At 57.0% G+C, this 26,496-nt stretch carries 25 protein-coding genes and 1 pseudogene; 16 read left to right on the forward strand and 10 right to left on the reverse strand.

The genetic code is table 11. The features are described from left to right. Positions 1 to 83 precede the first annotated feature (83 nt). Positions 84 to 953: an MBL fold metallo-hydrolase gene (locus tag AC2D8P_RS05140; protein WP_484701065.1), complete on the forward strand. Its 870-nt coding sequence runs from the start codon at positions 84 to 86 to the stop codon at positions 951 to 953. A 65-nt stretch (positions 954 to 1,018) separates the two neighbouring features. Here AC2D8P_RS05140 and aroQ read toward each other — a convergent pair whose 3' ends face one another. Together aroQ and AC2D8P_RS05150 are read right to left on the reverse strand one after the other, a co-directional pair. Further along, positions 1,019 to 1,459: a type II 3-dehydroquinate dehydratase gene (gene aroQ, locus AC2D8P_RS05145; protein ID WP_484701067.1), complete on the reverse strand. Its 441-nt coding sequence runs from the start codon at positions 1,457 to 1,459 to the stop codon at positions 1,019 to 1,021. 150 nt (positions 1,460 to 1,609) lie between these two features. After that, positions 1,610 to 3,190: a winged helix-turn-helix domain-containing protein gene (locus AC2D8P_RS05150; RefSeq protein WP_484701068.1), complete on the reverse strand. Its 1,581-nt coding sequence runs from the start codon at positions 3,188 to 3,190 to the stop codon at positions 1,610 to 1,612. 135 nt (positions 3,191 to 3,325) lie between these two features. Between AC2D8P_RS05150 and AC2D8P_RS05155 the strand changes: the two genes are divergently transcribed. From AC2D8P_RS05155 to betA, 5 genes are all read left to right on the forward strand, one after another. After that, entirely contained in the window at positions 3,326 to 3,967 is a 642-nt protein-coding gene (locus AC2D8P_RS05155) for a hypothetical protein (protein WP_484701069.1), read from the forward strand. Positions 3,968 to 4,030: 63 nt separating this feature from the next. Beyond that, complete coding sequence (locus tag AC2D8P_RS05160) at positions 4,031 to 5,188, forward strand: acyl-CoA dehydrogenase family protein (RefSeq protein ID WP_484701071.1); 1,158 nt, start codon at positions 4,031 to 4,033, stop codon at positions 5,186 to 5,188. Between the two features lie 15 nt (positions 5,189 to 5,203). Further along, on the forward strand, positions 5,204 to 5,728 hold the full coding sequence (locus AC2D8P_RS05165) for a flavin reductase family protein (protein ID WP_484701073.1): 525 nt from the start codon (positions 5,204 to 5,206) through the stop codon (positions 5,726 to 5,728). Between the two features lie 91 nt (positions 5,729 to 5,819). Next, positions 5,820 to 6,398: a transcriptional regulator BetI gene (betI, locus tag AC2D8P_RS05170; RefSeq protein WP_484701074.1), complete on the forward strand. Its 579-nt coding sequence runs from the start codon at positions 5,820 to 5,822 to the stop codon at positions 6,396 to 6,398. 122 nt (positions 6,399 to 6,520) lie between these two features. Continuing rightward, positions 6,521 to 8,206 (forward strand): choline dehydrogenase, encoded by a 1,686-nt coding sequence (gene betA, locus AC2D8P_RS05175; protein WP_484701117.1) that lies wholly within the window; start codon positions 6,521 to 6,523, stop codon positions 8,204 to 8,206. A 58-nt stretch (positions 8,207 to 8,264) separates the two neighbouring features. Here the strand turns inward: betA and AC2D8P_RS05180 are convergent, their stop codons facing one another. The 4 genes and pseudogenes from AC2D8P_RS05180 to AC2D8P_RS05195 form a co-directional block, all read right to left on the reverse strand. After that, complete coding sequence (locus AC2D8P_RS05180; RefSeq protein ID WP_484701075.1) at positions 8,265 to 9,683, reverse strand: pyridoxal phosphate-dependent decarboxylase family protein; 1,419 nt, start codon at positions 9,681 to 9,683, stop codon at positions 8,265 to 8,267. Continuing rightward, positions 9,680 to 10,087: a glutaredoxin family protein gene (locus AC2D8P_RS05185; protein ID WP_484701119.1), complete on the reverse strand. Its 408-nt coding sequence runs from the start codon at positions 10,085 to 10,087 to the stop codon at positions 9,680 to 9,682. The genes AC2D8P_RS05180 and AC2D8P_RS05185 overlap by 4 nt, the downstream gene beginning before the upstream one ends. A 33-nt stretch (positions 10,088 to 10,120) precedes the next feature. Next, a pseudogene (locus tag AC2D8P_RS05190) lies at positions 10,121 to 11,200 on the reverse strand (PLP-dependent cysteine synthase family protein); the annotation flags it as partial. A 27-nt stretch (positions 11,201 to 11,227) separates the two neighbouring features. Next, positions 11,228 to 11,401, reverse strand: coding sequence for a hypothetical protein (locus tag AC2D8P_RS05195; RefSeq protein ID WP_484701077.1), 174 nt, complete (start codon positions 11,399 to 11,401; stop codon positions 11,228 to 11,230). Positions 11,402 to 11,595: 194 nt separating this feature from the next. Here AC2D8P_RS05195 and AC2D8P_RS05200 point away from each other — a divergent pair, with 194 nt between their 5' ends. After that, the gene (locus AC2D8P_RS05200; protein WP_484701078.1) at positions 11,596 to 13,587 is read left to right on the forward strand and encodes a BTAD domain-containing putative transcriptional regulator; all 1,992 of its coding nucleotides are present in this window, start codon (positions 11,596 to 11,598) and stop codon (positions 13,585 to 13,587) included. 3 nt (positions 13,588 to 13,590) lie between these two features. Then, positions 13,591 to 13,995 (forward strand): ACT domain-containing protein, encoded by a 405-nt coding sequence (locus AC2D8P_RS05205; RefSeq protein WP_484701080.1) that lies wholly within the window; start codon positions 13,591 to 13,593, stop codon positions 13,993 to 13,995. A gap of 141 nt (positions 13,996 to 14,136) precedes the next feature. Here AC2D8P_RS05205 and AC2D8P_RS05210 read toward each other — a convergent pair whose 3' ends face one another. The 4 genes from AC2D8P_RS05210 to AC2D8P_RS05225 all read right to left on the reverse strand — a co-directional run bounded on the left by AC2D8P_RS05210 (position 14,137) and on the right by AC2D8P_RS05225 (position 17,677). After that, positions 14,137 to 14,898, reverse strand: a complete 762-nt coding sequence (locus tag AC2D8P_RS05210) for an ABC transporter ATP-binding protein (RefSeq protein ID WP_484701081.1) — start codon at positions 14,896 to 14,898, stop codon at positions 14,137 to 14,139. Further along, entirely contained in the window at positions 14,895 to 15,671 is a 777-nt protein-coding gene (locus tag AC2D8P_RS05215; RefSeq protein WP_484701082.1) for an MlaE family ABC transporter permease, read from the reverse strand. The genes AC2D8P_RS05210 and AC2D8P_RS05215 overlap by 4 nt, the downstream gene beginning before the upstream one ends. Next, the gene (gene alr, locus AC2D8P_RS05220) at positions 15,668 to 16,717 is read right to left on the reverse strand and encodes an alanine racemase (RefSeq protein WP_484701084.1); all 1,050 of its coding nucleotides are present in this window, start codon (positions 16,715 to 16,717) and stop codon (positions 15,668 to 15,670) included. The genes AC2D8P_RS05215 and alr overlap by 4 nt, the downstream gene beginning before the upstream one ends. Before the next feature lie 87 nt (positions 16,718 to 16,804). Further along, positions 16,805 to 17,677 (reverse strand): LysR family transcriptional regulator, encoded by an 873-nt coding sequence (locus AC2D8P_RS05225; protein ID WP_484701085.1) that lies wholly within the window; start codon positions 17,675 to 17,677, stop codon positions 16,805 to 16,807. Between the two features lie 105 nt (positions 17,678 to 17,782). Between AC2D8P_RS05225 and AC2D8P_RS05230 the strand changes: the two genes are divergently transcribed. The 8 genes from AC2D8P_RS05230 (at position 17,783) to AC2D8P_RS05265 (ending at position 26,359) form a co-directional block, all read left to right on the forward strand. Continuing rightward, positions 17,783 to 19,228, forward strand: coding sequence for an aldehyde dehydrogenase family protein (locus AC2D8P_RS05230; protein ID WP_484701087.1), 1,446 nt, complete (start codon positions 17,783 to 17,785; stop codon positions 19,226 to 19,228). Between the two features lie 119 nt (positions 19,229 to 19,347). Next, the gene (locus AC2D8P_RS05235) at positions 19,348 to 20,331 is read left to right on the forward strand and encodes a membrane dipeptidase (RefSeq protein WP_484701088.1); all 984 of its coding nucleotides are present in this window, start codon (positions 19,348 to 19,350) and stop codon (positions 20,329 to 20,331) included. Positions 20,332 to 20,336: 5 nt separating this feature from the next. After that, positions 20,337 to 22,025, forward strand: a complete 1,689-nt coding sequence (locus AC2D8P_RS05240) for a hypothetical protein (protein WP_484701090.1) — start codon at positions 20,337 to 20,339, stop codon at positions 22,023 to 22,025. Next, positions 22,022 to 22,651, forward strand: coding sequence for a DUF3726 domain-containing protein (locus AC2D8P_RS05245; protein ID WP_484701091.1), 630 nt, complete (start codon positions 22,022 to 22,024; stop codon positions 22,649 to 22,651). Before AC2D8P_RS05240 ends, AC2D8P_RS05245 begins: the two co-directional genes overlap by 4 nt. A 12-nt stretch (positions 22,652 to 22,663) precedes the next feature. Continuing rightward, on the forward strand, positions 22,664 to 23,674 hold the full coding sequence (locus AC2D8P_RS05250; protein ID WP_484701093.1) for an Ldh family oxidoreductase: 1,011 nt from the start codon (positions 22,664 to 22,666) through the stop codon (positions 23,672 to 23,674). 490 nt (positions 23,675 to 24,164) lie between these two features. Then, entirely contained in the window at positions 24,165 to 24,563 is a 399-nt protein-coding gene (locus AC2D8P_RS05255) for a hypothetical protein (RefSeq protein ID WP_484701095.1), read from the forward strand. Between the two features lie 279 nt (positions 24,564 to 24,842). Continuing rightward, entirely contained in the window at positions 24,843 to 25,076 is a 234-nt protein-coding gene (locus AC2D8P_RS05260; RefSeq protein ID WP_484701121.1) for an HGGxSTG domain-containing protein, read from the forward strand. Between the two features lie 794 nt (positions 25,077 to 25,870). Beyond that, positions 25,871 to 26,359, forward strand: a complete 489-nt coding sequence (locus AC2D8P_RS05265; protein WP_484701097.1) for a tyrosine-type recombinase/integrase — start codon at positions 25,871 to 25,873, stop codon at positions 26,357 to 26,359. Positions 26,360 to 26,496: the final 137 nt, after the last annotated feature.

Below are 26,496 nucleotides of genomic sequence, written 5' to 3' on the forward strand. Positions count from 1 at the left end.
AAGGATATTGTTTGGCAAAGCCAACGACATTGCAGATGTGAGCACAACAACCCTTCGCGCCTGCTGTCAGAAAGGGCAACGTATTGCGTGATCAGATCACCCTGTTGGGCACAAAGGGCGGGCCTGCGGTCAGGCATCCTGACGCGATGCCGACAGCCAGTCTTTTGGATTTGGATGGCACGTGCATTTTGATCGATTGTGGTATCGGCCTGACACGGGCGCTTGTCGCAGCGGGGCGGTCGGTTCTGGATGTGCAGGCAATCATCATCACACATCTGCATTCCGATCACATTCTGGAGCTTGGGCCATACCTATACACGGCTTGGACAACTGGGATGAAAACGTCGTTGAAAGTGTACGGTCCGGTTGGAACGGCGGGGTATTGGGCGGGGTTCCTATCCTCGATGGACTATGACTACCAAATTCGGATTGAGGATGAAGGCAGGCCGCCTTTGGTAGACATGATCGAAGTGATTGAATTTTCGCAAGGACCTGTCGCACAGATTGGGTCAATCTCTGTGTCCTCTTTGCGGGTTGAACATCCGCCGGTGACAGAATGCTATGCGTTGCGGTTTGACGGAGTGAAGAGGTCTGTGGTGTTTTCAGCCGATACGTGCTTTTTCCCGCCGCTCGCTGATTTTGCCAAAGGCGCGGATGTCCTGGTGCATGAGGCCATGTTGCCAAAAGGGGTGGAGCGGTTGATCAAGAAGGTTCCCAACGCCCCGCGGCTGCGCCAGCATTTGATGGCAAGCCATACCTGGGCGTCAGAGGCCGGGCAATTGGCCGCGCAGGCTGAAGTCGGGCATCTGGTTCTGCACCATTTGCTGCCCGCAGATGATCCCGAAGTAACGGCTGAGGATTGGATCGCTGAATTGCGGCCCGTCTGGTCCGGCCCGCTGACCATCGGATCAGATGGGTTGACCGTGGACATTGGCGGCCAAACTGAAGACTGAACGAATAGAGGTAATCAGCCCGGATGAACGGGCTGACCCCGCCCATTGCGGATGCTAGCCCAAGATCAGCCCTGCAAGCGTTTTTTCATATGCTCCAGCGCCAACACGTATCCGTGCACGCCGGTTCCGGCCAGCACCGCATCTGCACGGTGACTGACATAGGAATGATGGCGGAAAGATTCGCGTTTGTGAATCTGGCTGATATGCACCTCGATCACCGGTCCGTCGAACATGTTCAACGCATCCAGAATGGCGACAGAGGTATGGGACAGCGCGGCGGGATTGATAACGATCCCGGCGGCCTTGTCCCGGGCCTGATGGATCCAATCGATGATCTGACCCTCGTAGTTGGATTGCAGGGTTTCGACCTCTAGCCCCAGATTAATTGCGGCATCGCGGCAGGCGGCCTCCAGATCGGCAAGCGTTTCGCTTCCGTAAATCTCTGGCTCTCGCAGACCCAGAAGGTTCAGATTGGGGCCGTTCAGAATGTATATCAGAGTGCTCATCTGGTCCTCTGGGATGTTTTGCCACTGTCTATTTGTCAAAGCGGGCCGGTTTTCCGGGCCTGCCGGCGCAATATGGCCAGAGTTTTGGGCAGGGTCGAGGCTGAAATCGGGCAAGGCTGCGCTTTGCCCTTCAGCGATGCTTTTCCGCCATCATTTTATACCCAGCCGGGTCAATGCGCCGGTGATGCGCGTCCGGCTGTCGGTACTGCTATAGGGGAACGCGTTGAAATAACTGCGTTGGGTAATGCGGGTTGCGCTTTTGGCCTGCGCGTCTTTGATCCATTGTTCTGCGCGTTCAGTGTTGCCTGCCAGATCGTTGGCAATTGCCGCTGTCGACATCACCAGAAAGTGCGCCCCAGGTGCCATTGCGCCGCGTTCAGCCCAATGGATCGCGTCATCAAACTGTCCATCATTCATGTAGGACATGGCCTGAGATGACATCATCGCATACCCCAGCGGATCAAGCGGGCTGAGTTGTAGGGCAAGGCCTGTATGCGCTCTGGCTTCGGCGCCCTGGCCTGACAATATCTTCATCAAGCCGCCGACATAATGGCCCTGGGCAAAATTTGGAGACACCTGTGTGCTGCGTTCCAGCCATGTGGTGCCCGCGTCAATTTCGCCGGTGATCCAGCAGGAGCGGCCCATGTTGTAGTTGGCAAAGGGGTCGTAGGCGTCCAGTTCCATGCTGCGTTCGGCATGGGCGACGGCGGCCTTGACCTGTTCATCCCGATCTGGCCGATAGTTTAGAAAGGCATTCTGGAAGGCAGTGAACGACAGCCCGGCATGGGCGCGGGCAAAGTCGGGTTGTTTTTCGATGGCACGGCGAAAATGCCCGGCGGCGATGTGATTGTCGGTCTGGTTGAACCGGTACATATGCTGGACACCCAGATGATATTGCGCCCAGGCGTCCAGATGTTCGGCGGGCAGGGTGCGGGCGATGCCTGCTTCGTGGGCGGGGATGTGGATTTCCAACGCACTGACCACGGCTGCGGAGATCTGGCTGCGTATTTCGTGAATGTCGTCCAGCGATCCGGTGAACCGGTCCCCCCAGATGACGCGGCCGTCCTGCGTTTCGGACAGTTCGATTGTCAGATTGAGGTGGCGTTCAAAAATCTCGACCGCGCCGGTCAGCATATATTCGACGTTCAGCAAATTGCGGATCGTTTGATGCGACGCATCAGAGCCGTTGAACCGGAAAGAGGAGCCCCGGGCGGTGACGGCGATCCAGCGCAGGCGCGAAAAGGTCGAAATCAGCTCTGTCGGGATCGCATAGGCGATGGGCGAGCCGCTGGGGGCGGCGGACATGTCTTGAAAAGGCAGAACCGCAATTGACGGTTTGCCGCGTAGCGAGGGGGCCTCTGCCTCTTGCAATGGCCTGTCGCCGGGTAGGGCGGGTTGCAGGTTGGTCGCGGCGGGAGAGATGTTTTCAACCGGTGCGACGTAGCGAAAGCCCTGACCGTGAATGGTTTTGATCATCGACTGCCGGTTGCCATCGTCGCCCAGAATTTTGCGCAGATCTTTGATGGCGGTCGAAATCGCATTGTCCGAAATCGCGCGTCCGTCCCAGACCACATCGACGATTTCCTGTTTTGTAACCAACCGTTCATGGTTGGATACCAGCAGATAGGCCAGATCAAACACCCGTGCCTCGGCGCGAAGGGTGTCTTGGCCTTTGCGAAATTCCCGTGTGCGCGGGTCAATGGTGATGTCGCCCAGGGCGTAGTGGATCATGTGAAAATCCGGGTTCCTCAGAGTTTTTCAAGTTTAGCACAGATTTACCACATCAGTGCAACAAGCCTGCGGTGGTGGGTTCGTTTTAACCAGTGACTGTGCCGGGCGATCCCGGATCAGATATTGGAGGAAATGATGAACAAGACTATTTTTTGCGCCATGACGGCCTCTGCAATCGTTGCCGCAGCCAGTCTGGCCAGTGCTGCAGAAATGCGGACGAGCGGGGTGAAAACGCATCCGTCGCAGGGTGAAGTTGGCACCGTTGATGGTGGGATGGCCCGGATGATGACGGACCCGGACGGGTTGTTCGTGAACATGTCGACCACCGGCCTGACACCCGGAAATGTCCATACCATGTGGCTGGTCGTGGTGAATGATCCGGCCCAGTGCGAAGAGGGCAAATGCACCTCAAAAGACGTACTGAAACGCACTGAAACCGTGCAGGCGGATGTGGGTTATGCCGGTGGCGTCATCGCAGATGCAGAGGGCGCGGCTGATTTCAATTTTTACCAAGCCGAGGGTGCGCTGAGCGGCGCCTGGTTCAGCGCAGGCCTGATGGATAGTGCAACCGCAGAGGTGCATTTGGTGATCAATGATCACGGTCCGGTGCTGGACGGCCGCGCCCATGACATGCTGTCGAGCTATCGTGGTGGCTGTATGGAAGACAGCATTCCCGCCCCGATGCCCGCAACGGCACGCGCTGATGGCGAACCGGGCCCAAATACCTGCCGCCTGGTGCAGTTTTCAATCTTTACCCCTGAAGACATCCAATCGTGACAGGACCAGCCGTATTCAGGCGGCTGACCATCATTCAACCTAATGAAATACAAGGATATGATCATGACAACCCCTATTAATCTTGATGCTGTACTGGCCGATATTGGCCCCGCGATTGCAGAACGTTCCGCGATGCTGGATGCCACGGACGGCTTTATCAGTGACAACTATGCCCTGATCAAAGAGGCCGGTTTGTTCCCAGCGGTGATCCCGATGGAATACGGCGGTGGCGAGGCAACCTATACCGAGATGTGCGAATTCATCCGTAAACTGGGCCACCTGTGCCCGTCGACCGCGCTGGCCCTGTCGATGCATCAGCATCTGGTCTCTGCCGCTGTGGCCAATGATAAGGCCGGCCGGCCGGGTCGTCCGCTGCTCGATAAGGTCGTGGCGGGAAACCTGCAGCTGATCAGCACCGGTGCCAATGACTGGCTGGGATCAAACGGGACCGCCGTGCGCGTCGATGGTGGATACAAAATCACCGCCGTAAAACCTTTTGCCAGCGGATCGCCCTGCGGCAATGTTCTGGTGACCTCTTGTGCTTGTGATGACCCCGTCGATGGGCCGATTGTGTTGCATTTCCCGGTACCAATGTCGTCAGAAGGCGTTGAGATCATGAATGATTGGTCGGTCATGGGGATGCGCGCTACGGGGTCGCAGACTGTGCGCCTAACCGATGTGTTCGTGCCTGATGCGGCGATTGCATTGCGTCGGCCGCGTGGGGGGTATCATCCGGCCTTCAGCGTGATCCTGACTGTGGCGATGCCGTTGATCATGTCGGCCTATCTGGGGGCGGCGGAGGCCGCGGCAAGCATTGCCCGCGACCGCGCTAAATCCCGTGCAGATGACCCGATCACACAGATCCAGGTGGGCGAGATGGAAAACCTGCTGACCACGGCCCAGATCGCCCGCGATGACATGGTGCGACTGTGCAATGACTTTGATTTCGCGCCGAGCGAGGAGCTGGCCAGCAAGGTTCTGACCCGCAAAACCATCTGTGCAAACCATGTGATTATTACCGTTGAAAAGGCGCTGGAAGTAGCAGGTGGGGCCGGGTTCTATCGTAAGACCGGGCTGGAACGGCTGCTGCGCGATGTGCACGGTGCCCAATTCCATCCGCTGCCGGAAAAACGCCAACAAAGCTTTACCGGTCGCGTGAGCCTTGGCCTGGAACCAGTTGACGTTGAAGAGGAAAAGCCTGCTGCACGTCAGGCAGCCTAAATGAGGGGATGACCCATGTTTGATGATTTTAAAATAGATCCGAAGGCGCTGAGAAGCGCCTTCATCGATGGGATGAGCCAACTGGCGTTCTCTGTCAGCGTGGTTACCACAGATGGCCCACATGGTCGCGCCGGATTGACGGCCACTTCGGTGACATCTGTATCGGCTGACACGCGCAGCCCGACCTTGCTGGTTTGCATCAACCGGGCTAGTTCAAGCCGGGAGGTGGTGATGGGAAATGGGGTGTTGTGTGTCAATGTCCTGACCCGCGATCAACAATGGATTGCAGACATATTCGCCGGACGTGGTGGCGCGAAAGGTGCGGAAAAGTTTGATGGTATTGGTTGGGGTGATCTGTCTACCGGATCACCTGTGTTAAGCGGTGCCTTGGTTGCCTTTGATTGCCGCATCTGCGGGGTTCAGACGATAGGCAGCCATGATGTGGTTTTCGCCTCTGTCGTGGATGTGCGCTATGAGGCAGGGCCCCAGCCGTTGCTATATTCGGCACGGCGATACGCCCACTTGGCCCGGGCGGCATAAGGCGTACGGCGCTTAAGCGTTCAGTCAAGGCACTTGTTTGCGGGGCGCGCTAAACTGTATATGGTCTGGCCCAGAGTTTTGGAGCCCGCTCATGAATCGCTTTGAACCGGTTGAGGTGCGCAAACAACAGATCATTCAGGCCGCGATTTCGATCGTGCATGAACAGGGTATCTGTAATCTTCGCGTTGCAGATGTTGCCAAGCGGGCGGGCATATCCAACGGGTTGGTGTTTCACCATTTTCAATCCAGAGAAGGCGTGTTGGATGAAGTGATGCGCTATGTCATGCGGTCCTATTTCCAGCAGAGCGAAAAGGTCCTGCGTGGGGTAGTGGACCCACGACAGCGCATTGATGCCTATCTGAAGATGTCATTTGATCCCAGGCAGTTAGATCCAGAAATTGCCTCTACTTGGTTGGCATTGTTTTATCTGGGAAAGACCTCTGACCGGTTTGCCTCTTTGATGCGCATCTATGAGAGGCGTCAGATCAGCAATATCCGCCATTGTACGCGTCAATTGTTTGGGGATGCAGAGGCTGATTTTTATGCCACGTCCCTTATCGCGATGATTGATGGGCTGTGGCTAAAACATGCGGTGCGTAGACAGGCGCCGGATTTCGACATGTTGCAGCGCGACGCCTTGCGGATTGCTTCGATACTTCTCGACCAATAGCGGGGGTGTTGCGCGCGCGGGGGCACAGGCCCTGGAATTCGATTGACTGATAAGTCAATCGTCCGTAGGAACCAACCCAAATATGTTGTCGGAATCGGATTGCTGTTGGGAAAGGCCGTGTGATGGAGCGCTTTGACTATATCATCGTTGGGGCTGGTTCGGCGGGGTGCGCATTAGCCAACCGCCTGACTGAAGATGGTCAGAACTCTGTGCTGCTGTTGGAGGCGGGCGGCGAGAACAGGAATATCTTTGTCGATATGCCATCAGCGCTGGCCTGGCCGATGAGGTTCAATGCCTTCAACTGGAAAAATGTCAGCGAACCAGAGCCTTACATGAACAATCGCCGGATTGGTCAGCACCGTGGCAAGGGGCTGGGGGGGTCATCCGCGATTAATGGCATGGTCTATGTGCGCGGACATGCGTTGGACTATGACCAGTGGGAGGAGATGGGTGCCAAGGGCTGGGGCTATCGCAATGTGCTGCCCTATTTCAAACGCGCTGAAACCTTTGTCGATGGCGGTGATGAATATCGCGGATCTGATGGGCCGCTCAGGGTCAACAAAGGCAATGATCAAACGCGGTTTCCGTTATATCAGGCCTTTGTCAAAGCAGCGGTGGAGGCGGGATATCCGGCCACCGCAGATTACAATGGATATCAGCAGGAAGGGTTTGGCGCCTATCACATGACTGTGGACAAGGGTTTGCGCTGGAGTGCCAAGAGAGGTTATCTGGATCCGATCCGGGGACGGGCCAATCTGAAGGTCGAAACCCATTCAGTGGCACAGCGCATTATACTGGAGGGCAAGCGCGCGACCGGCATCGATTACACCACAAAAGGCGTGAAAAAACAGGCGTATGCGGAGCGGGAGGTGATTATCTCTGCCAGTGCGTTCAATACGCCTGTTCTGCTGCAAGTGTCAGGCATTGGGCCTGCGCAAGTGTTGAAAAACGCAGGTGTGGATGTGGTACATGACCTGCCCGGAGTGGGTGAAAACCTGATGGATCATCTGGAGACGTTTTTCCAGATCAGGGCCAACAAAGGGCCGAGCCTGAATTCGAAACTGTCCTTGATCAAACAGGGGATGATCGGGCTGGAATGGATGATGTTCAAAACCGGTCTGGGGGCCACGAATCATTTTGAGGCAGGCGGTTTTATCCGTTCGCGTGCAGGCCTGAAATGGCCGGACATCCAATATCACTTCTTGCCCGGTGCGATCAGCTATCAGGGAGATGCGGCGTTTCGTGATAATGGATTTCAGGTGCATATCGGGCCGAACAAGGCCAAAAGCCGGGGATATGTGCGGATTAAGACGCCGAATGCGACGGATCATCCGGAGATTTTGTTCAACTTCCTGAAGGAAGAAGAGGACCGGCAGGACTGGCGAACGGCTGTTCGTCTGACCCGTGAAATCATGCGACAACCGGCGCTAGATGCTTATTATCACAGTGAATTTTCGCCTGGAGACGATGTTCAAAGTGATGATGAAATCGATGCCTGGGTGCGCGAGGAGGCAGAGACCGCCTATCACCCGTGCGGGACCTGCAAGATGGGGGCGGATGACGATCCTATGGCGGTTCTGGACAGCGAATGCCGGGTCAGGGGGATGGAAAATCTGCGTGTGGTCGATTCCACCGTTTTCCCAATGATTCCAAATGGTAACCTGAATGCTCCTTCGATCATGGTGGGGGAGCGGGCGGCGGATTTGATCATGGGCAAAGAGCCTTTGCCGGCGTCGAACGCCGATGTGTGGATCGATCCGAATTGGGAAACGCGCCAGCGACTGAACGATCCGGTGCGCCAGATTTAGGCATGCTGTAACGCGGCTGCACAACGTCGGTATTACGTCGGTGTGAATTTTGTGGTCGTCAGTCGCGCAGGGCCGCCCATTCCCCTGCAATCAGGTCGGCGAGCGCGTCGATTTCTGCACTACCGGTTGCGCCGCTGATCACTGACAGGCGCAGGCGGGTTTCGCCCTGCCACACAGTGGTGCGGACAAAAATCTGACCACCTGTATTCAGACGATTGGCCAAGGCCTGTGTCAGGGTGGGGGAGGTGCGCCCGGTCACGGGGTCAGCGCAGGACAGGACGATCTGATTGGCATCGATGCGGTTTATGACATTCAGACCTTCGGTTTTGGACAAACGGTCGGCCAGCCGTTCCGCATATCGGCAATGATCGCTAATCAGGGTACGAATGCCATTCCGCCCTTTGGCCTGCATGACCGCCCAGGCGGCAAAACCGCGGGCGCGGCGCGATAGCTCTGGATTGAATTCGGTCGGGTTGCGGCCATCATCAGGGTCTTGGTTCAGATAAGCGGCAGAGATGTCCATGGCGCGGCGATGAGCGGTGCTGTCGCGCAGGATAGCAAAGCCGCAATCATAGGGCAATTGCAACCATTTGTGACCATCGACGGACCAACTGTCAGCACGGTCCAGCCCGGCGGTCAGGTGGGATTTTTCCGGCAATAGGCGCAGCCATAGACCAAAGGCGCCATCGACATGAAGCCACGCGTTATGCGCCTGCGCCAGATCGGCCAGCGCGGTAAAATCATCAAAGCCCCCTGAATTGATATGCCCAGCCTGGCCCAGAATGATCGCGGGGCTGGGGTTGTCGGTCAAGGCTTGTTTTAGCGCCGGAATTTGCATCACGCCCTGCTCATTGGCGGGGATGCGGACCAGATTTGCCTCCCCAAATCCCAAAAACCGTAGGGCGGAAAAGTTGCAGATATGGGAGTCTTCGCACAGGAATATCCGGATCAGGGGGGCAGATTGCAGGCCAAACTTGTCCAAATCGAACCCGACACGGTGCAGTACCTGTTGGCGGGCGGCAGACAGCCCGACAAAGCCCGCCATGGTGGCCCCGGTGACCAGACCGACCGAAGAATGTCGGGGCAGGTCCAGCAGGTCGAGGAGATAAGTCTCGACGGCCTCTTCGGCGATCGCGGCGGCAGGAGCGGTTTGATAGATGGCGGCGTTTTGACCCCATACAGAGGTCAGCCAATCGGCGGCCACCCCGGTGATGTCTGATCCGCCCATAACCCAGGAATAGAAATGCCCATCAGTGTTTCCGACGAGCCCCGGTTCAGCAGCTTGGATAAGGGCGTCGATGACGTCCTGGCCGTCGCGCCCCTGATCCGGCAGGGGGATGCAGAACCGCTGACGCAGCGTTGCGGCCCCCTCGGTCGGGTGCAGGGGTTTGGATCGGGTTCTAAACCGCCCGGCATATCGTGCCGCGTGGTCCAGAAGCGGATCCGCCGGGGCGATATGCCGGGTGTCGTGTTTCACCGCGGGTGCAGCCAGTTGGGCAAGAAGCTGTAGGCGTCGCGCTTCATTTCCTCGTCAAAGGCGACTTTGTTCTTGCGTAGCATGGCGCGCAGGCTGCCATCGTTGAAGGCGTCAAAGGTTTCCGTCGCGCCGCCCACATGCGTTCCACCGACAAAGATTTGCGGGATGGTCGGGCTACCCAGCATTTTCAGCAGCGCGGCCCGGTATTCGGTGCCCAGGTTGCCTTCCTGATAGGCGACGGAATCCAGATCGACGGACCGGTAGGGGATCCCTGCGGCAGCGAACATTTTGCGCACGGACCAGCAGAACTCGCACCATTCCAGCGCAAAGAGCACGACAGGTTGGTCCGGGTCTGCGATGATCTTGTCGACTTCGGCCAGGATTTTGGGTTTGGCCTCTCCCATTGCCGCCGGGGCAGATGAACTGGCCACGTCAAAGCGGAACCGCGGGGTAGAGGCGGCGATGTCGTGTTCCTCTGCCGTCATGTTTTCCTCGACATCCATGAACAGCGGGGTGGAGAGGTAGCGTTCGCCAGTGTCCGGAATCATAGCGAGGATTTTGGACCCTTCGGGCGCTGTTTCGGCAATTTTCAGGGCGGCGGCAAAGGTGGCCCCGCCAGTGACACCGCAAAAGATGCCCTCTTTGGTGGCGAGGTCCTTGGTGATTTGCAGGGCATCATCCCCTGCGACGGGTTGGTGGATGTCATAATGTCCGGCATCGACGGCCTCGCCCATGATTTTCGGGATGAAATCTGGCGACCAGCCCTGCATCAGATGCGGGCGGAAATTGGGGTGGCTGGCAGCGGCGGAGCCATCTGGATTGCGCTCTTGCGCGATACCGCTGGTCAGAAGTTGGGAATTGTCAGGTTCGGCCACGACGATGGTGGTTGTTGGGCTTTTGGCCTTCAACACCCGTGACACACCCCGGAAGGTTCCGCCGGTGCCAAAGCCAGAGACCCAGTAATCCGGCCCGGTGCCACCGAAATCGTCAAGGATTTCCTCGGCCGTGGTGCGCGAATGGGTGTCGGGGTTGGCGTCATTTTCGAACTGTCGGGTCAGGAACCAGCCATGTTTTTCGGCCAGCTCAACGGCCTTGGCAATCATGCCAGAGCCTTTTTCCGCCGCCGGGGTCAGGATTACACGGGCCCCCAAAAAACGCAGCAGCTTGCGCCGTTCGATCGAGAAGTTTTCTGCCATGGTGACGACCAGCGGATAGCCCTTTTGCGCGCAAACCATGGCGAGGCCGATGCCGGTATTGCCCGATGTGGCCTCGACCACGGTTTGCCCGGGTTTGAGCGATCCGTCACGCTCTGCCGCCTCGATCACGCCCAGGGCTAGACGATCCTTGACCGAGCCAAGGGGATTGAAGGATTCCAGTTTTACATAGAGGTCGACATGTTTCGGGCCGAGGTTGTTGACCCGGACGACAGGCGTGTGACCGACCGTATCAAGGATGGAATCGTAGAGGCCTGCACGTTTGACAGGGCTTGCTTGGATATTGCGGTCGGTCTTGTTCATGGCTGGATCCTGTGTGAAAGCGTGGGATTAGCGTTTGGCGATGGCGTTGCAATAGGTCGCCGGGGCGCCGACGCCAGCGATGCTGGAAAATGTAAGAGTCTGATCGGTGCGGTCTTGGGCCTGTCGTGGCCAGCGGGAATAGGGGCCGACGATCTGTGGTGCGGGCAATGCGGCGACGGTACATTCGGTTTTGCGGGTCATTGGTGATCTCCTGATGATCTGATCTTGATGATCCCAATATGAGCATCTTGCATGCTATCACCGTGAAGCGCGCCCGACAAACGCCGTGAATTCGGCGTTAGTTTTTTCCGGACGTGGGTATTTTCGCAGAAATACAGGAAAAATTGCACTGATTGCGGCTTTCGGCTTAGAGTTTCACCAAGAGAGGGCGCGCGATGATTTCGATAAAACTGTTTGGGCCGCTGACGGTGACCGATGCCGGGGGGCAGGAGGTGCCGTTGGGCGGGGCCAAGACGTTGGGTCTGGTGGCCTATCTGGCGCTAAACACTGGGATGCCACCGTCACGGGATAGGTTGATGGCGCTGTTTTGGGGGGATCGTTTTACCGATCAGGCGCGCCAGAGCCTGCGCCAAGCCATCGCCAAACTGCGTCGGGTGCTGAACAGTGATCTTGGTGATGCGATCGTAGTGGAGGGCGACCGTGTGGGTCTGGACCCGGCACAGGTGCATGTCGATGTGGATGAGTTCACCCAGTTGGCTGGGGATCCCACCCCAGAGGCGGCCATTCGCGCCGTTAGCATTATGAACAATATGTTGCTGGAAGGGCTTTACGGTCAGCAAAGCGATTTTGAGGATTGGATCACCTCGGAACGGCAACGCGTAGCCACCTTGGCTGCCAAAGTCTTTGAACGTGCGGCAGAGGCGCAGCGGCAGGCCGGAGAGGTCGACGCCGCGTTGGAAACCGCCCGCCGGCTGGTGGCGATTGATCCCCTGCGTGATGCATCGCATATGGTTTTGATACGGCTTTTGGCACAGTCGGGCGAACGCGCAGCGGCGGTGCAGCAATACAATGCCTATGAACAGCAGTTGAAAGACGAACTGGATGTCACACCTGGCCCGGATCTGAAGCGGCTGATCAGCGAGATTAAGGGCGAAAGCTTTATGGTGCCGATCGAAGCGGGCGCAGGGAAAGAGGCGGAAAAAACGATGAGCACCGCACCGATTGCTGCGGATGAGACACGCTCTGCCATTACCGTGGTTCCCTTTGGCACGATGGGATCGGATGCCGAAGAGATGTATTTTGCAGAGGTGTTGTCACAAGATGTCACCACGCATTTGTCGCGCTTTCGCTGGTTGGATGTGTTGGCGAGCCCGGATTTACAGGGGCCCCGGCTGACGGCGGCGCAGCTGGCGGATTTGGGGCGGCAGTTGTCGCTGGATTATGTGCTGCATGGGTCCTTGCGTCGTCATGACCGCAACCTGCGCCTGACCGTGCAATTGGCTGAACCACATTCCGGGCGCTATCTGTGGGTCACGCGGTATGACCGGGAATGCGACCATCTGGATGACGTGCTGGATGAACTGTCGGACACCATTGCCGCCTCTGTCGATGCAGAGCTGGAACGGCTGGCAGGCAAGGCAGCGCGCAAGTTGGACGAGGGCGAAATGTCGGCCTGGGAATGCTATCACCGAGGTCTGGCGGTGCAGTATGAATTTGCGGCTGAAACCAACGCCCGCGCCCAGCATTATTTCCGCGAGGCGATCCGGCGGGACCCGCATTTCGCCGCTGCCTATGCGCGGCTGAGTTATGCGATGGTGATCTCTGCCATTTATTTTGAGGCTGGGGAGGTCGGCGCACTGCTGGACGAGGCATTGGAATTGGCGCGTAAATCCTGCCGATTGGACCCCGACGATGCGGTCGGACGGTTCGCGCTGGGCCGAGTCTATCTGGCGCGGGGCGAATATGATCGGTCGGTGACCGAATTGCAGGCGGCGATCGGGTTGAACCCATCGATGGCGCAGGCCCATTGTGCGCTGGGAGACACGCTGGCCTATGCCGGGAATATGGAGGCCGCGATCCCCTGTTTTGATGAGGCGGTTCGGCTGAGCCCGTCAGACCCGTACCGCTGGGCGTTTCTGGGCTATGGGGCGACGGCGCATCTGTTCCGGCGCGATTTTCCGGCTGCGGCCGCGTGGGCGGCACAGGCAGAAGCCGTGCCAAATTCGCATTACTGGGCGACGGCGATCAAGGCGTCAGCGCTGGGTCATATGGGAGAGTTGGCAAAGGCGAAACAGGCGTTGGACGATTTGCAGACCCTGCGCCCGGGCATCACCCGTGATTTCGTGCGCGAACGGCTGTTTTACCTGCGCGACCCGGAACAGTTAGAGATTTACCTGAGCGGGCTGGAAAAGGCGGGGTTGGCATAGGGCATGGGCACTGTTTCTGACAGGCAGGCGATGATCGCAGGCATGACGCCGGAACTGCAGCCGGGGGTGTTTGTTTTTGCCTCCACTGATGATGCGGACGTGATGGCGCAGGTGGCCCCGCAGGCGGTTGCGAGCTTTGCGGAGGCAGAGGGCATGTCATTTATTCTGCCGGTCGAAGTGGCACAGGAGGTGGGGTTTGATGTTGATGCCCCCATGCAACAGATCACCCTGCAGGTCTATTCCGATCTGGAAGGCGTCGGCCTGACCGCCGCCGTGGCAGGGGCCCTTGCCGACGCTAATATTGCCTGCAACATGGTCGCCGCCACCCATCATGACCACGCGTTCGTGCCAGAGCGGATGGCAGAGAGGGCGATGGAGGTATTGCGGGAGTTACAGGCCGAGGCGTAGATGCCGGGCTGAAGCCCGGCCTACGAAATCTGATTGATTGTATGAGGGCAGCCCAGACCCGGGGTGGGCGAGAAGTGCCCGCCCATGGGGCGGGTCGGGCGCTGCCCGGCGGTGCCGCCGGGCGTATGGGTGCTAAGTAAACTACCGCACCGCCTCTATCGGCCCGTCTGCACTGCCGCTGACGAATTGTTCCAGATAGGGATCGCCGCTGTGGTCCATGTCACCCACCGGGCCGGTCCATTGGATGATGCCGTCATGCAGCATGGCGACCTTGTCGGCGATGGCGCGGACGGATGTCATGTCGTGGGTGATGGTCATGGCGGTGGCGCCCATTTCAACCACGATCTCTCGGATCAACTCGTTAATGACGCCCGACATGATCGGATCGAGCCCGGTTGTGGGTTCGTCAAAAAAGATGATCTGCGGCTCAGCAGCGATGGCGCGGGCAAGACCCACACGTTTTTGCATACCGCCGGACAGTTCAGAGGGGAAGAGATCTGCCGTGTCGGATTTCAGCCCCACGCGGCGGAGTTTTTCGATGGCAATCTCGCGCGCCTCCTCCTTTGGCCGTTTCAGTGATCCGCGCAAAAGGCGAAAGGCCACGTTCTGCCAGACGGGAAGGCTGTCAAACAGAGCGCCACCCTGAAACAGCATCCCGAACTGGGCGAGGAAGGCGTCGCGCTCGGCAGAACCTTGGCGCAATTGGGTGACGTCTTGGCCCTCGACGGTCACGGCCCCCTGATCGGGTGTAATCAGGCCTAGAACGCATTTCAGGGTGACGGATTTGCCGGTACCGGATCCGCCGATGATGACCATCGATTCCCCCTTGGGGATCGACAGATTGACCCCCTTCAGGATCTGTTTGGCGCCAAAGGCCTTGTGGACATTATGAAGGTCTATCATGCGGAGAAGAACATTTCTGTCAGCAGGTAATTGGCGGCAAGGATCAGGACGGCGGCAGCGACGACCGATGCCTTGGTCGCGCGGCCCACACCCATGGCGCCGCGGCCCGAATTCATGCCGTAAAAGCAGCCCATTAACGTGGCGAGAAAGCCAAAGGCCGCGCCCTTAGCCAGAGATGAGACCACGTCGCGCATTTCAATAAAATCGACGGTGTTTTGCAGATAAGCCTGGGTGTTAAAGCCCAACCGCCCCGTCGAGACCATATAGCCGCCAAATATACCGACCGTATCACCTATTGCGACCAGGATCGGCACAGAGATCAGCCCGGCCAGAACCCGAGGCACGGTCAGGTACTTCATCGGGTGGGTGGACAGCGTCACCAGCGCGTCGATCTGTTCCGTCACCTTCATCGAGGCGATTTCAGCTGCGACAGAGGAGGTGACGCGCGCGGCGATCATCAGGCCGACCATAACGGGCCCCAATTCACGCACAACGCCGATGGCGACGATTTGGGGCACCACAGCCTCTGCATTGAACCGTGCGCCGCCAGAATAGATTTGCAGCGCCAGCGCGCCACCGGTGAAAAATGCCGTCAAGCCAACGACGGGTAAGCTGAGATAGCCGACATTCAACAGCGCCTGTGCGAATTCCTTGGGATAAAAAGGCGGGCGGAAGAAATGCGTAACGGTTTGGGCGGCAAAGAGCGTCACCCGACCTATCGCGGCGAGAAAGGCAAGGACAGAGGCGCCTATGGTGGCCAGAAACCGGGTCATCTGCGCCCCTGAATGTAGCGGCGATCATAGCGGGGCCCGAGAGAGGTCAGAATCTCATATCCGATGCTGCCAGCGGCGTCGGCCAAGGTGTCGATGGTTTGCAGTGGTGTCAGGATATCCAGTTCCTCTGGCAAATGGTTCAAGTGGCTGACATCGACGCCAATCAGGTCCATCGAAATGCGACCAACTGCAGGGCAGGGCGTGTCGCCGGAATAAAGCGATAGATTGCCGCCCATTGCGCGAAGCAGACCGTCGCCGTAGCCAGACGATACTGTGGCTATTCGGGCCGGCCGATCGGCCACCCAGGTGTTGCCGTAACCCACGCTTTCGCCCGCCAGAACATCGCGGATCTGGATGACGGGCAGGGTCAGATGCGCCACGGGCTGTGCCTCGGCAAAGGGATGCCCGCCGTAAAGGCCGATCCCGGGGCGGGTCACATCAAAATGATAATCACTGCCCAACAGGATGCCACCGGTGGCTGCCAAAGATCGCGGGGCGTTGAAGCCATCGGTCATGTCGATAAAATCACGCAATTGCCGTTGACTCATCGGATGGTCAGGCGTGTCGGCACAGGCCAGATGGCTCATGATCAAAGTGGGGTTGAGGCCTGCCACGATATCGCGCAGCGCCGCCCATTCACCGGGCTCCATCCCCAGACGGTTCATGCCCGTATCCAGCTGCAGGCCAAAAGGGTGGCCGGGCAGGGCCTCCAGATGACGGGTGACCTGATCCAGAGAGTTCAACATCGGGATCAGGCCCAGATCGCCGATCATGTCCGTGTCGCCACGCATGTGACCGGCAAAGATGCAAATTTCAGCCGCTTCGCCCAAGGCCTCGCGCACTTTGGCGCCCTCTTCGGCCACTGCGACAAAGAACCGCCGCGCGCCTGCATGGGCCAAGGTACGGGCCACGCGGTCTGCCCCCAGACCATAGCCATCAGCCTTGACCACCGCGGCGGTTTCTACGGTAGGGTCTGACAGGCCATCAAGCGCCCGCCAATTGGCAGCGATGGCGTCCAGATCAATCGAAAGAATACCAGTGCTCATGGAATAGGGTTTTGACATGGGGGACAGCGGGGTCAAGGGGGAATGTTGTCAGGGTGGCTGGTCCGCCAGGATTTGCGCGCAAAACGCTTAGTCAAAATCCAGAGAACTGATAAAATCAAAACAGGTATCGGTCAGGTCTTTGAACCGGGTACGTTCGCGTCGATAGAGATAGACCTGACGCTTGTCTGGCAGGTCGACAATCGGACGAAACGATACTGTTTCGGGGGCAAATTTGGCGACGGTTTTAGGCAGAACAGTGACCCAGCGCCCGGTGTTTACCATGGTGATCAGGGAGTGGGTGTTTTGAATGGTCACGTCAGAATTATCGAGTATCCCGGAAAACGCTGGCGTTTCAATCAGATCGCACAACGCATTGCGGAAAAATACGGATGGATCAATATCTGCGATTTCCAGTGTTTTGTCCTGGGTGATCAGGGGGTGATCTGACGCACCGATCAGTCCATATCTGTCGGAAAACAAGGGTTCTGCCGTCACACCGTTTAAGGGGTGATACCCAGAGGCAATGCCGATATCGGCCTTACCCTCTGCCAGCGCATCGATCACCTGCGATGTGTGGGTGTCGCGCAGTTCAACTTTAACGCCCGGAAAGAGCCCCGTGACATGGTCCAGTACAGACGGAAAGATCAGGGCCGCAACAGAGGGAACGGAGACGATACGGATCAGCCCGTGATTGGCCTCTGCCGCCAGATTGATGCTTTGCAAGGTTTGATCGTAGTGGCGGACCTGCCTGAGCGCCAATTCAAAGACTTGCTCCCCAAAGGGGGACAGGCGATTTTTACGCTCTCCTTCGAACAGTTTTTTGCCAAGGTTATCTTCGAGTTGGCGAAGCGTCATGGAGATGGCCGATTGAGTTCGGCCAAGGCGATCTGCGGCCTCTGCCAGGTTGCCTGTTTGAACGACAGTGCAGAAACAGCGGAGCATACTGGTTCTTATTGCCATACTTCAATAACCCTGAAATGGTGTTAAGTTGTTTGAGTTTGACTGATGCCTATGCGAAAGTCCACAAACAAGCTTAACTGATATTCATGGACTCGAGGATTAATCGTGACTCAACTGAACCTGATTGCTGGCGAATGGCTGGCAGGCGAAAGCGAGATTGAAAACCGTAACCCTTCTGATTTGTCGGATCTGGTGGGCGTTTTTGCGCAAGCCAGCGGTGATCAGTTGGAGGCAACACTGGATCAGGCCCGTGTGGCACAGCGCGAATGGGCCGCTTATGGCATGGAGCGCAAGCAGGCCGTTCTGATGGCTATCGGCAACGAACTGATCGCCCGTGCAGACGAGTTGGGAACACTGTTGGCCCGCGAAGAGGGCAAGCCGCAGGCCGAAGGCAAGGGCGAAGTTTATCGTGCCGGTCAGTTCTTTACCTACTATGCCGCTGAATGTCTGCGCCAGTTGGGCGAGAATGCTGATTCAGTGCGCGCTGGTGTGGAAATCGACGTACGCCGTGAACCGATCGGCACTGTTGCGATCATCAGCCCGTGGAACTTCCCCACTGCCACCGCATCGTGGAAAATTGCCCCGGCGCTATGCTATGGCAACGCCGTTGTGTGGAAACCTGCCAATGTGACCCCGGCCTCTGCCGTGGCTTTGGCCGAGATCATCAACCGTCAGGACATTCCGAAAGGTCTGTTCAGCCTGGTGATGGGCGCAGGGCGTTCCGTTGGTCAACGTCTGGTCGAAAGCCCGAAAGTAAACGCGATTTCCTTCACCGGTTCTGTGCCGGTTGGCAAAGGCATTGCAACCGCCGCCATTCAAAACCTGACCAAGGTGCAGATGGAGATGGGATCCAAAAACGCCTTGGCCGTGATGGATGATGCCGATCTGGATTTGGCTGTGACGGTTGCGCTGGGCGGGGCCTTTGGCGGCACCGGTCAGAAATGTACCGCGTCTTCGCGTCTGATCGTGCATAGTGCCATCCATGATGCGTTTGCTGAAAAGCTGATTGCCGGTGCACAAGCGATGAAGGTTGGCCATGCTCTGGAGGCTGGTGTTCAGATGGGCCCCGTGGTCAGCGAACAGCAGCTGAACGAAAACCTCGCCTATGTTGATCTGGGTAAATCCGAGGGCGCAGAATTGGCCTGTGGTGGCGCGCGTCTGGATATGCCGCATGAAGGCTTTTACATGTCCCCAGGCGTGTTCCTGAACACCACCAATGATATGCGTATAAACCGGGAAGAGATGTTTGCGCCCCTGACCGCGGTGATCAAAGTGGACAGCTATGACGAGGCCCTGGCCACCGTCAATGACACCAATTTTGGTCTGACCTCTGGGATCGTGACGCAAAACCTGGCACGTGCAACCCATTTCCGTCGCAACGCCCAAACTGGTGTTGTGACTGTTAACCTGCCGACTGCCGGGACAGATTACCACGTGCCGTTTGGTGGTCGTGGGGACAGCTCTTACGGGCCGCGCGAACAGGGCCGGGCGGCTGCGGAATTCTACACCACGGTTAAAACCGCCTATATCAGCGCCGGTAATCCGGTCTGATCTAGATCAAAGTATTTCTCTCGTTATTAGGTAGAGGGATCTGATCGATAGCGACGGGACGAGACGCCTCGCCCCGTCAAAACAAGTAAAAGTATTCATACGCCCACCAGGGAGCCATCATGACCGGATTTCTGATCGATAACCTGCAATACGCCAACTGGTCGGAGAAAATTTTCCGACAGATGCGTGAGGGCGGTGTGGATGCCGTTCACGTCACGATTTCGTATCATGAAAACTTTCGCGAGACGGTTCTGAACTTTGAAAAATGGAACCGGTGGTTTGAACAATACCCGGACCTGATCATGAAGGGGCAGTGGGCCTCTGACGTAGAGAAAGCCCGTGAAACCGGCCGCACCGCGATTTTCTTTGGCTTCCAAAACCCAAGCCCGATCGAGGATGATATCGGTCTGGTGGAAATTGTCCATACGCTGGGCGCACGGTTCATGCAGCTGACCTATAATAACCAGTCCCTGCTGGCGACCGGTTGTTACGAGGCCGAGGATCCCGGCATCACCCGGATGGGCAAGCAAGTGATCAAGGAAATGAACCGGGTTGGTCTGGTTGTGGATATGAGCCATTCGGCGGATCGGTCCACGATCGAGGCCGCAGATATTTCTGAGCGCCCGATCGCGATCACCCACGCCAACCCGTATGACTGGTCACCGGCCCTGCGCAACAAAAAAGATGACGTCATCCGCGCCGTTACGGAAAATGGCGGGATGCTGGGCTTTTCCGTCTATCCGCACCACCTGAAGGGCAAGTCGGATTGCACCTTGGAAAGTTTCTGCGAGATGATCGCCCGGACTGCCGAAAAATACGGGGCGGAGCATTTGGGGATTGGCACCGACCTGTGCCAGGACCAGCCAGATAGCATCGTTGAATGGATGCGGGTTGGCCGCTGGTCCAAGGAAATCGATTATGGCGAAGGATCTGCCAGCGCACCGGGCTTCCCCCCGATGCCGAAATGGTTCAACGACAACCGTGATTTTGGAAACATTCGGGCAGGTCTGTGCGCGACAGGTCTAAGCGACGAAGATGTTGATGGGATCATGGGCAACAACTGGTACCGCTTTTACGCGGAGAATTTCATTCCACAAGGATAACGTATATGGAAAAACTCGCGTCGACACACATTCCCCAGAGGGACCCGGCCGTTGTGATGCGGCTGTCACGTTTGGGATCTTTGCATCAATGCAGGCTAAGTTTCATGCGGCAACTTACCCGCCGTATGGCCAGGGAAAACTGGAGTTTTTCCCGGCCGGTCTTTGACATTGATGACAAGGGTGTGGGTGTCGCCGTGTATACGGCCCAAGGGCCGGAGCGGGCTTATTCCTTGGTTGCGTTTGCCCATGATCTGCCACCAGAGATGCGGTCGGACCGGGTGATTGCAACAGCGTGGGATTCCACCTTTACGCTGTATGATGGTATCCCAACTGCTGAGGATATCGAGCGCCTGTCGAAAAACATTCCGCTGCAAGAAGCCGGGCGGGTGAGCGAGAAGGAAATCTCTGTTTCGCGCGCCAACCGCTCTGTGCGCTTGTGGGAACATTTTGTGGATTCGCTTGCCTCTGGCAAACAACCTGACTTGGAGAAGGTTTATGCCGTCGGCTATCTGATGCGCACCACGGCGGTTTACGGTTCCGGCAAACTGGGGGCTGCAGATCGCGAGGTGATTGCCGATCGGACGGAGATGAAGGCGCCGTTTCAGGCGGAGATGCTGTCGGTTTATCTGACCCGTGTCTATGTGCGTGACCTGGTGCAGCACATGGCCAATGTGCGAGGCGGTGATCAGACCGCCCAACTGGACCCTGAGATCGCCCGTTGGATGGGGATTGGCAACTCCACCGGGTTGGGCATGGCGCCTTATCTGGTGAACCATCCGGTTTTGTTCAACAATTGGATAGCCGCACGTGAAGAGGCAATTGCCCGTGTGCGGTCGCTGGAAACAGCCTCTGCCGAGGAGATCGACCATTTCCGCGATGTGTATGAGCGCAGCAAATTGTCCATGTCCTGGTGGCATTCAGAGCATGAAATTCAGATTGCAAAGCTGGCGGCACTGCGGGCCGATCTGGAGGCGATCACAGGCTACCTGGCCGAGGATGATCTGACCTCTGACCACCCATGGAACCGGATTGTGAGCTGGTCCGAAGGCGCGCTGAGCGAAGAGGGGCAGGAACTGGTTGCCTCGCTTATCCTGGAACCTTACGGCGACCTGGTTGATGATCTGGGTGCGGCCATGTCCAACAGCAATATGGATGCGTTCTATATCGACGGATCGATGAGCATTGATCGGTTGCGCGATTTGCTGACCGAACAGTTTGGCTGGGCATTGGACAAAGACTGGTCAGACCGGCAGCAATGTGCACGGGCCTGGTATGTGTCTGAAGAGAAACTGGAACCGCGGTTGGGCGAACGTTTTGATGAGCCGATTGCGGAGTATGAACAACCTCTGGCCCCGGCCCGCGATGCGGCCATGGCGCATGGTGATCTGGCCAAATGGGATGGCGACCTGACGGTGGCTGAATTCCTTTTGAAACATCCGGAACACCGCCATACCGTGCGGCGTATCCAGATCCGGCAGGTTGCCCCCTATGGGGAAATTCAGGACAACACGATCAGCGCTGAAATCCTGCCGATCGATATGCTGCGCTGTAAACTGTCCTTCTTTGGGGCCACGCATTTTGACCCGCGGTCAGATCGTTGGCTGCGCATCTGTATGTATTCAGGCGCGCCATATCCTGAAGAACTGTCCGCAAAACGGGCGGATCAATGGGTCTATCCGGAGGTGGGTGCATGAGCTTTTCACTGAACGAAGTCGAAGCAACATCGAAAAAAGCAACCCGTGGGGCTGGTTACAGCTGGGGTCTGGCCGAAGAATCCGGCAAGATCGCGCGCTGGCTGTGCGCGCAAGGATTGGATGGCTGTGGAATATTGGCGTCCTTTCTGGAAGAGTTCGACGGAAGCGACCCAGAGAGCCGACGCCCTGCTGATTTGGGCGGTGAATGGACTGCGGCAGGCAAGCTGTGCACCATTACCGCAGGGGCGGCGCTGGCAGATTCGGCCAATCGGTTGAAATCGGGTGAAATCCAAATGGCCTCTGTCACCCAACCAGCAATTTTGCTGCAGTTTTCTGCAATTGCTGCACGCAAGTTGCAGGAAAATATCACGGTGGATATGGGCGATTGCGTTGCCTGTACTGATGGTAACTCTCTGAGTCTCTCAGGTAATTTGCCGGGTCGTGCGGATCGGGTATCCGTGCGGATCGGCGGGGATTTGGGTACCCCGACAAGTACAACAACCCGTGGCGCGCCCGCAGCAGAAGTTTGGGCGACACTTAACGAATTTGCCCATCGCACCTATGCACCAGCGACAGAGGAATCTCGACTGTTGGGTGCCGGTGCGGGCACAACTGACAATGATTGATTAGAGGAAAACATGGTCGAAACCAAAACACTCACACTCGCTGAAATCGAAGACCTGTCTTTCCGTGCGCTGGTTGCCGCCGGCACGTCAGAGCAAAACGCAAGGCCCCTGGCTGTTGCGACGGCCGGGACAGAGGCCGACGGCGTGGCCAGCCACGGTCTGGCCTATATCCCGATTTATTGCGAGCATGTTCAATGCGGTAAGGTGGACGGGCAGGCAGCGCCTGTCCTGACCCGCCCGCGTCCGGGCGTGGTATCCGTGGATGCGGCCACCGGTTTTGCCCATGCAGCCATTGATCTGGGCTATGAAACCTTAATCCCGTTGGCCCGTGAACAGGGCATCGCGGCACTGGCGATCCGTAATAGCTATAATTGCGGGGTGCTGGGCTATCACACCTACCGTCTGGCTCAGGCCGGTTTGGTTGGGATTGGGTTCACCAACGCGCCTGCCTCTATCGCGCCGTCGGGTGGGGCAAAGCCTGTTGTCGGCACCAACCCGTTTTCCATCGCCGCCCCGGGGCCGGATGGTCAGCCCGCAATCCTGATTGACCAAAGCGCCAGCACCATCGCCAAATCCGAGGTGATGAAACACGCCCGCGAAGGCAAGCCAATCCCCGAGGGCTGGGCATTGGATGCTGATGGCAACCCGACAACCGACCCGAATGTCGGGCTGAAGGGGTCAATGGCACCCTCTGGCGGCTACAAGGGTGTGGGTATCGCCCTGTTGACCGAGATCATGGCCGCGGCCCTGACCGGCGCCACGCTGGGCATCAGCGCATCACCGTTTTCCGGAACCGCAGGCGGGCCGCCCAAAACCGGCCAATTCTTCATCGCGATTGATCCTTCCGCCACATCTGACGGCGGATTTGCGAACAATATGGCAGCCCTGGTCGAAGCAATCCGCTCCCAACCCGGCGCCCACCTGCCCGGCGATGGCCGCGGAGGAAAACGCGCACGTTCCGCCAAGGAAGGGGTGGCCGTGAACGTGGCGACACTGGCGAAGATTGAAGGAATTTTGGGGTAGGGTTTCTCTGATAGAAATGGGTCAGGGCGCACGGTGCTGAACCTGGATTCAGTCTTGACCCTTTCAGCGCTTCAATCCCAACCTGGAAACCGCCCACCGGGTGCTGATGCCAATGGCCCGATGTCCGCATTTATTGCGCGGTGTCAAGCATGGTGCTGCGAGCACGGAAACGAGATCAGCCAAGAGGCGAAGCGGTTCTGTGGAGTTGTTTCGTCTCTGTTTTGGCCCGGTTACGTCTAGAGTAAAACCTACATTTTGAGCGTTCACCCTTTGATGGAGGCATCCGCTATTTTGTGGGTGTCCGGGTCGATTTTTAGCATTGTACCAGTGCATATTATCGGCGGTTTGAGTCGGAGGAGGGGGGAGGTTGCGAGAAAATTTTTAAAACAACCCTGCGCACAGTATATTTAAGTATCAAATCGGTACTAAAGTTAGCGTTCAGGATCTGCTATAGTGCCAATAATCATCCAAGTGACCGAGGTGGAGTAGAATGGCAAAAAGAGCGACCTATCCGGGGCGGTCCGAAGAACCCGAAGATAAAGAAGATCGGAAACTGCTCGACGCGTTTAGGACTTGCCGACTCCCCGTGAACGAGCTCCATCCTATTGAGGCTTATGTGAATGTCGCGCGGAATATTGTCGAAAGCCGAAAACTGAATGAGATCGCCGAGTTGTTATGGCCTCCTGAATCCTTGAGTAAAGACGAGTTGAACGCACGCATTGTTCGGGCCATCGAGTTGTTCGAGGGACTAGAGCCACAGGATGCGGCCGAAACCATGTTGGCGATGCAGATGGTCGGAACGCATTCGGCGGCGTTGGATTGCTTGCGCCGTGCAGCGGTGCCAAACCAAACTTTTGAAGCGCGAGTTCAGAATCTCAAACATGCATAAAAACTGATGGCCCTTTACGCCCTACAGCTCGCCGCCTTGAACAAGCACCGTGGCAAAGGTCAACAAAAAATGACCATTGAACATGTGAATGTTGAGCCAGGCGGGCAGGCAATTGTTGGTAACGTTGAGGCTGGCTTGGCCGGGACCGCTAAACCGGGGACGCCCTCCGCAATCGAGCGCAAATCTGAGATGCCCGGGAAGGGTTCCCGCAACAACGCCAAGGCGCCTTCAAAGCGATCAAAATGAATGGCCGGGACGCATAAAAGAAATACCGGGGCGATGCTGGCCACACCACGCTGTGGGGCTAAAACCCGCAGAGGCACGCCCTGTCGGGCACCCGCGGTCAGGGGTAAGAAACGGTGCCGGATGCATGGAGGCGCGCAAGGATCATGTGCGCCAATAGGAAATCAGAACGCTCTGAAACACGGTATGTACACGGCTGAGAATCTGGAGTTTCAGAAACATGTTCGCCGCCTACTGAGAGATGGGAAGGATGCAATTGAGAAGTTTTGAGTGTGCCGGGATTCATCGGGAGAAAAGGGATAAAGCTAATGAATTCCGTGCAAAGTATGGATATCGCTAGCCGCAATATGGCTCAAATGTATTATGAATGCCTTTTGACCCGTCTTCGGATTGTTGCGCATAAAGTTAAGCCCGCTGCAATGCCGACATGTACTCCAAACAGATCAGCGGCAAAATCCATCCATTCGCCAGAGCGTCCCACTTAGGGTTGAATTAGCTCGATTGTGCCGCCGAAAATTAGGGCAGCTGGTACCATCCAGATTAGACTGCGCGCGTAGAAACGCGCTGCCGGGAGGATTAGAGCGGCAAATGCAATGGCGAGAGCGACTTTATCTGACGGGAAATCACCTAGGGCTGGATCTGGTGGAGGCTGTGTCAGATATGCGAGGAGTGCCGCGAGCGCAATCGTCGCAATAAGCGCAAGGGCGTTTCGTAAATTGTGCTTTGAGGGCTGCGTTCAGGTTTATGCTAAGATTTGATCACGTTTCTGATGATCCGCCGTGAATGCGAATTCCTGGTGCGTCCTCGGATGTGCCGATGAATTCGATGCCGGCGGATTCTAAAGTCGTCTTAATTGCTAAGAGTGAACTTTTCCTAATCTTCAACTCGCCCCCGTCAGTTTCGGAGGTTTGGATCGTTCGAAGTGATAAGCCTGCCAGATTGCCAAGGTGAGAGGCTGACCATCCAAGTGCGCCTCTGGCGCTTCGAATCTGAGATGCTGTTATCACTTGCGCATATCCATTTATATTGCATAATATACGCAAAAAAAACTAATTATGCGTACAATGGCTGGATTCGAACACAATTGGCGGCATGAATTCAAGCGTCTTGAGGGCGCTTATGCACCGCCGACCCTGAAATCCTACTATTCAGATATCGCAATCTTTGAAAATTGGTGCATGGAACAGGGGATCGTGCCATTTCCGGCTGCGGTTCCTGACATATGCCGGTTTTTAGAAGAGCAGGCTCCGGGTAAGGCGCCTTCAACAGTTCGTCGGCGTCTCTATGCGATCCGTAAAGCTCATCGAATTTTATGTCTCCCCGATCCCACTTGGGATGAAGATATTAACATCACATTTCGCCGTATACGGCGCGCAAAACTCACGCGCCCCAAGCTAGCAAAAGGACTGACACGAAAGTACCTAGATGCATTTCTTGATGTACGGCCTGACAATTCTATAGGCTTGCGAAATCGAGCAATGCTGTCACTGGGATATGAATTGCTTACTCGTAGGTCTGAGCTTGTGGCATTGACTGGAGTTCCCCCGGTTTGATGGACACTTTTTATCGATGAAGGAGAATGTTTTTCATGCCGAGAACGAGGAACCCGTACCCTGCGGAATTCAGGGATCAAATGGTCGCGCTGGTGCGAACCGGGCGCAGTGTTGAAAGCCTGGCGCGGGAGTATGAA

This window comes from Roseovarius sp. YIN77 (assembly GCF_057219155.1).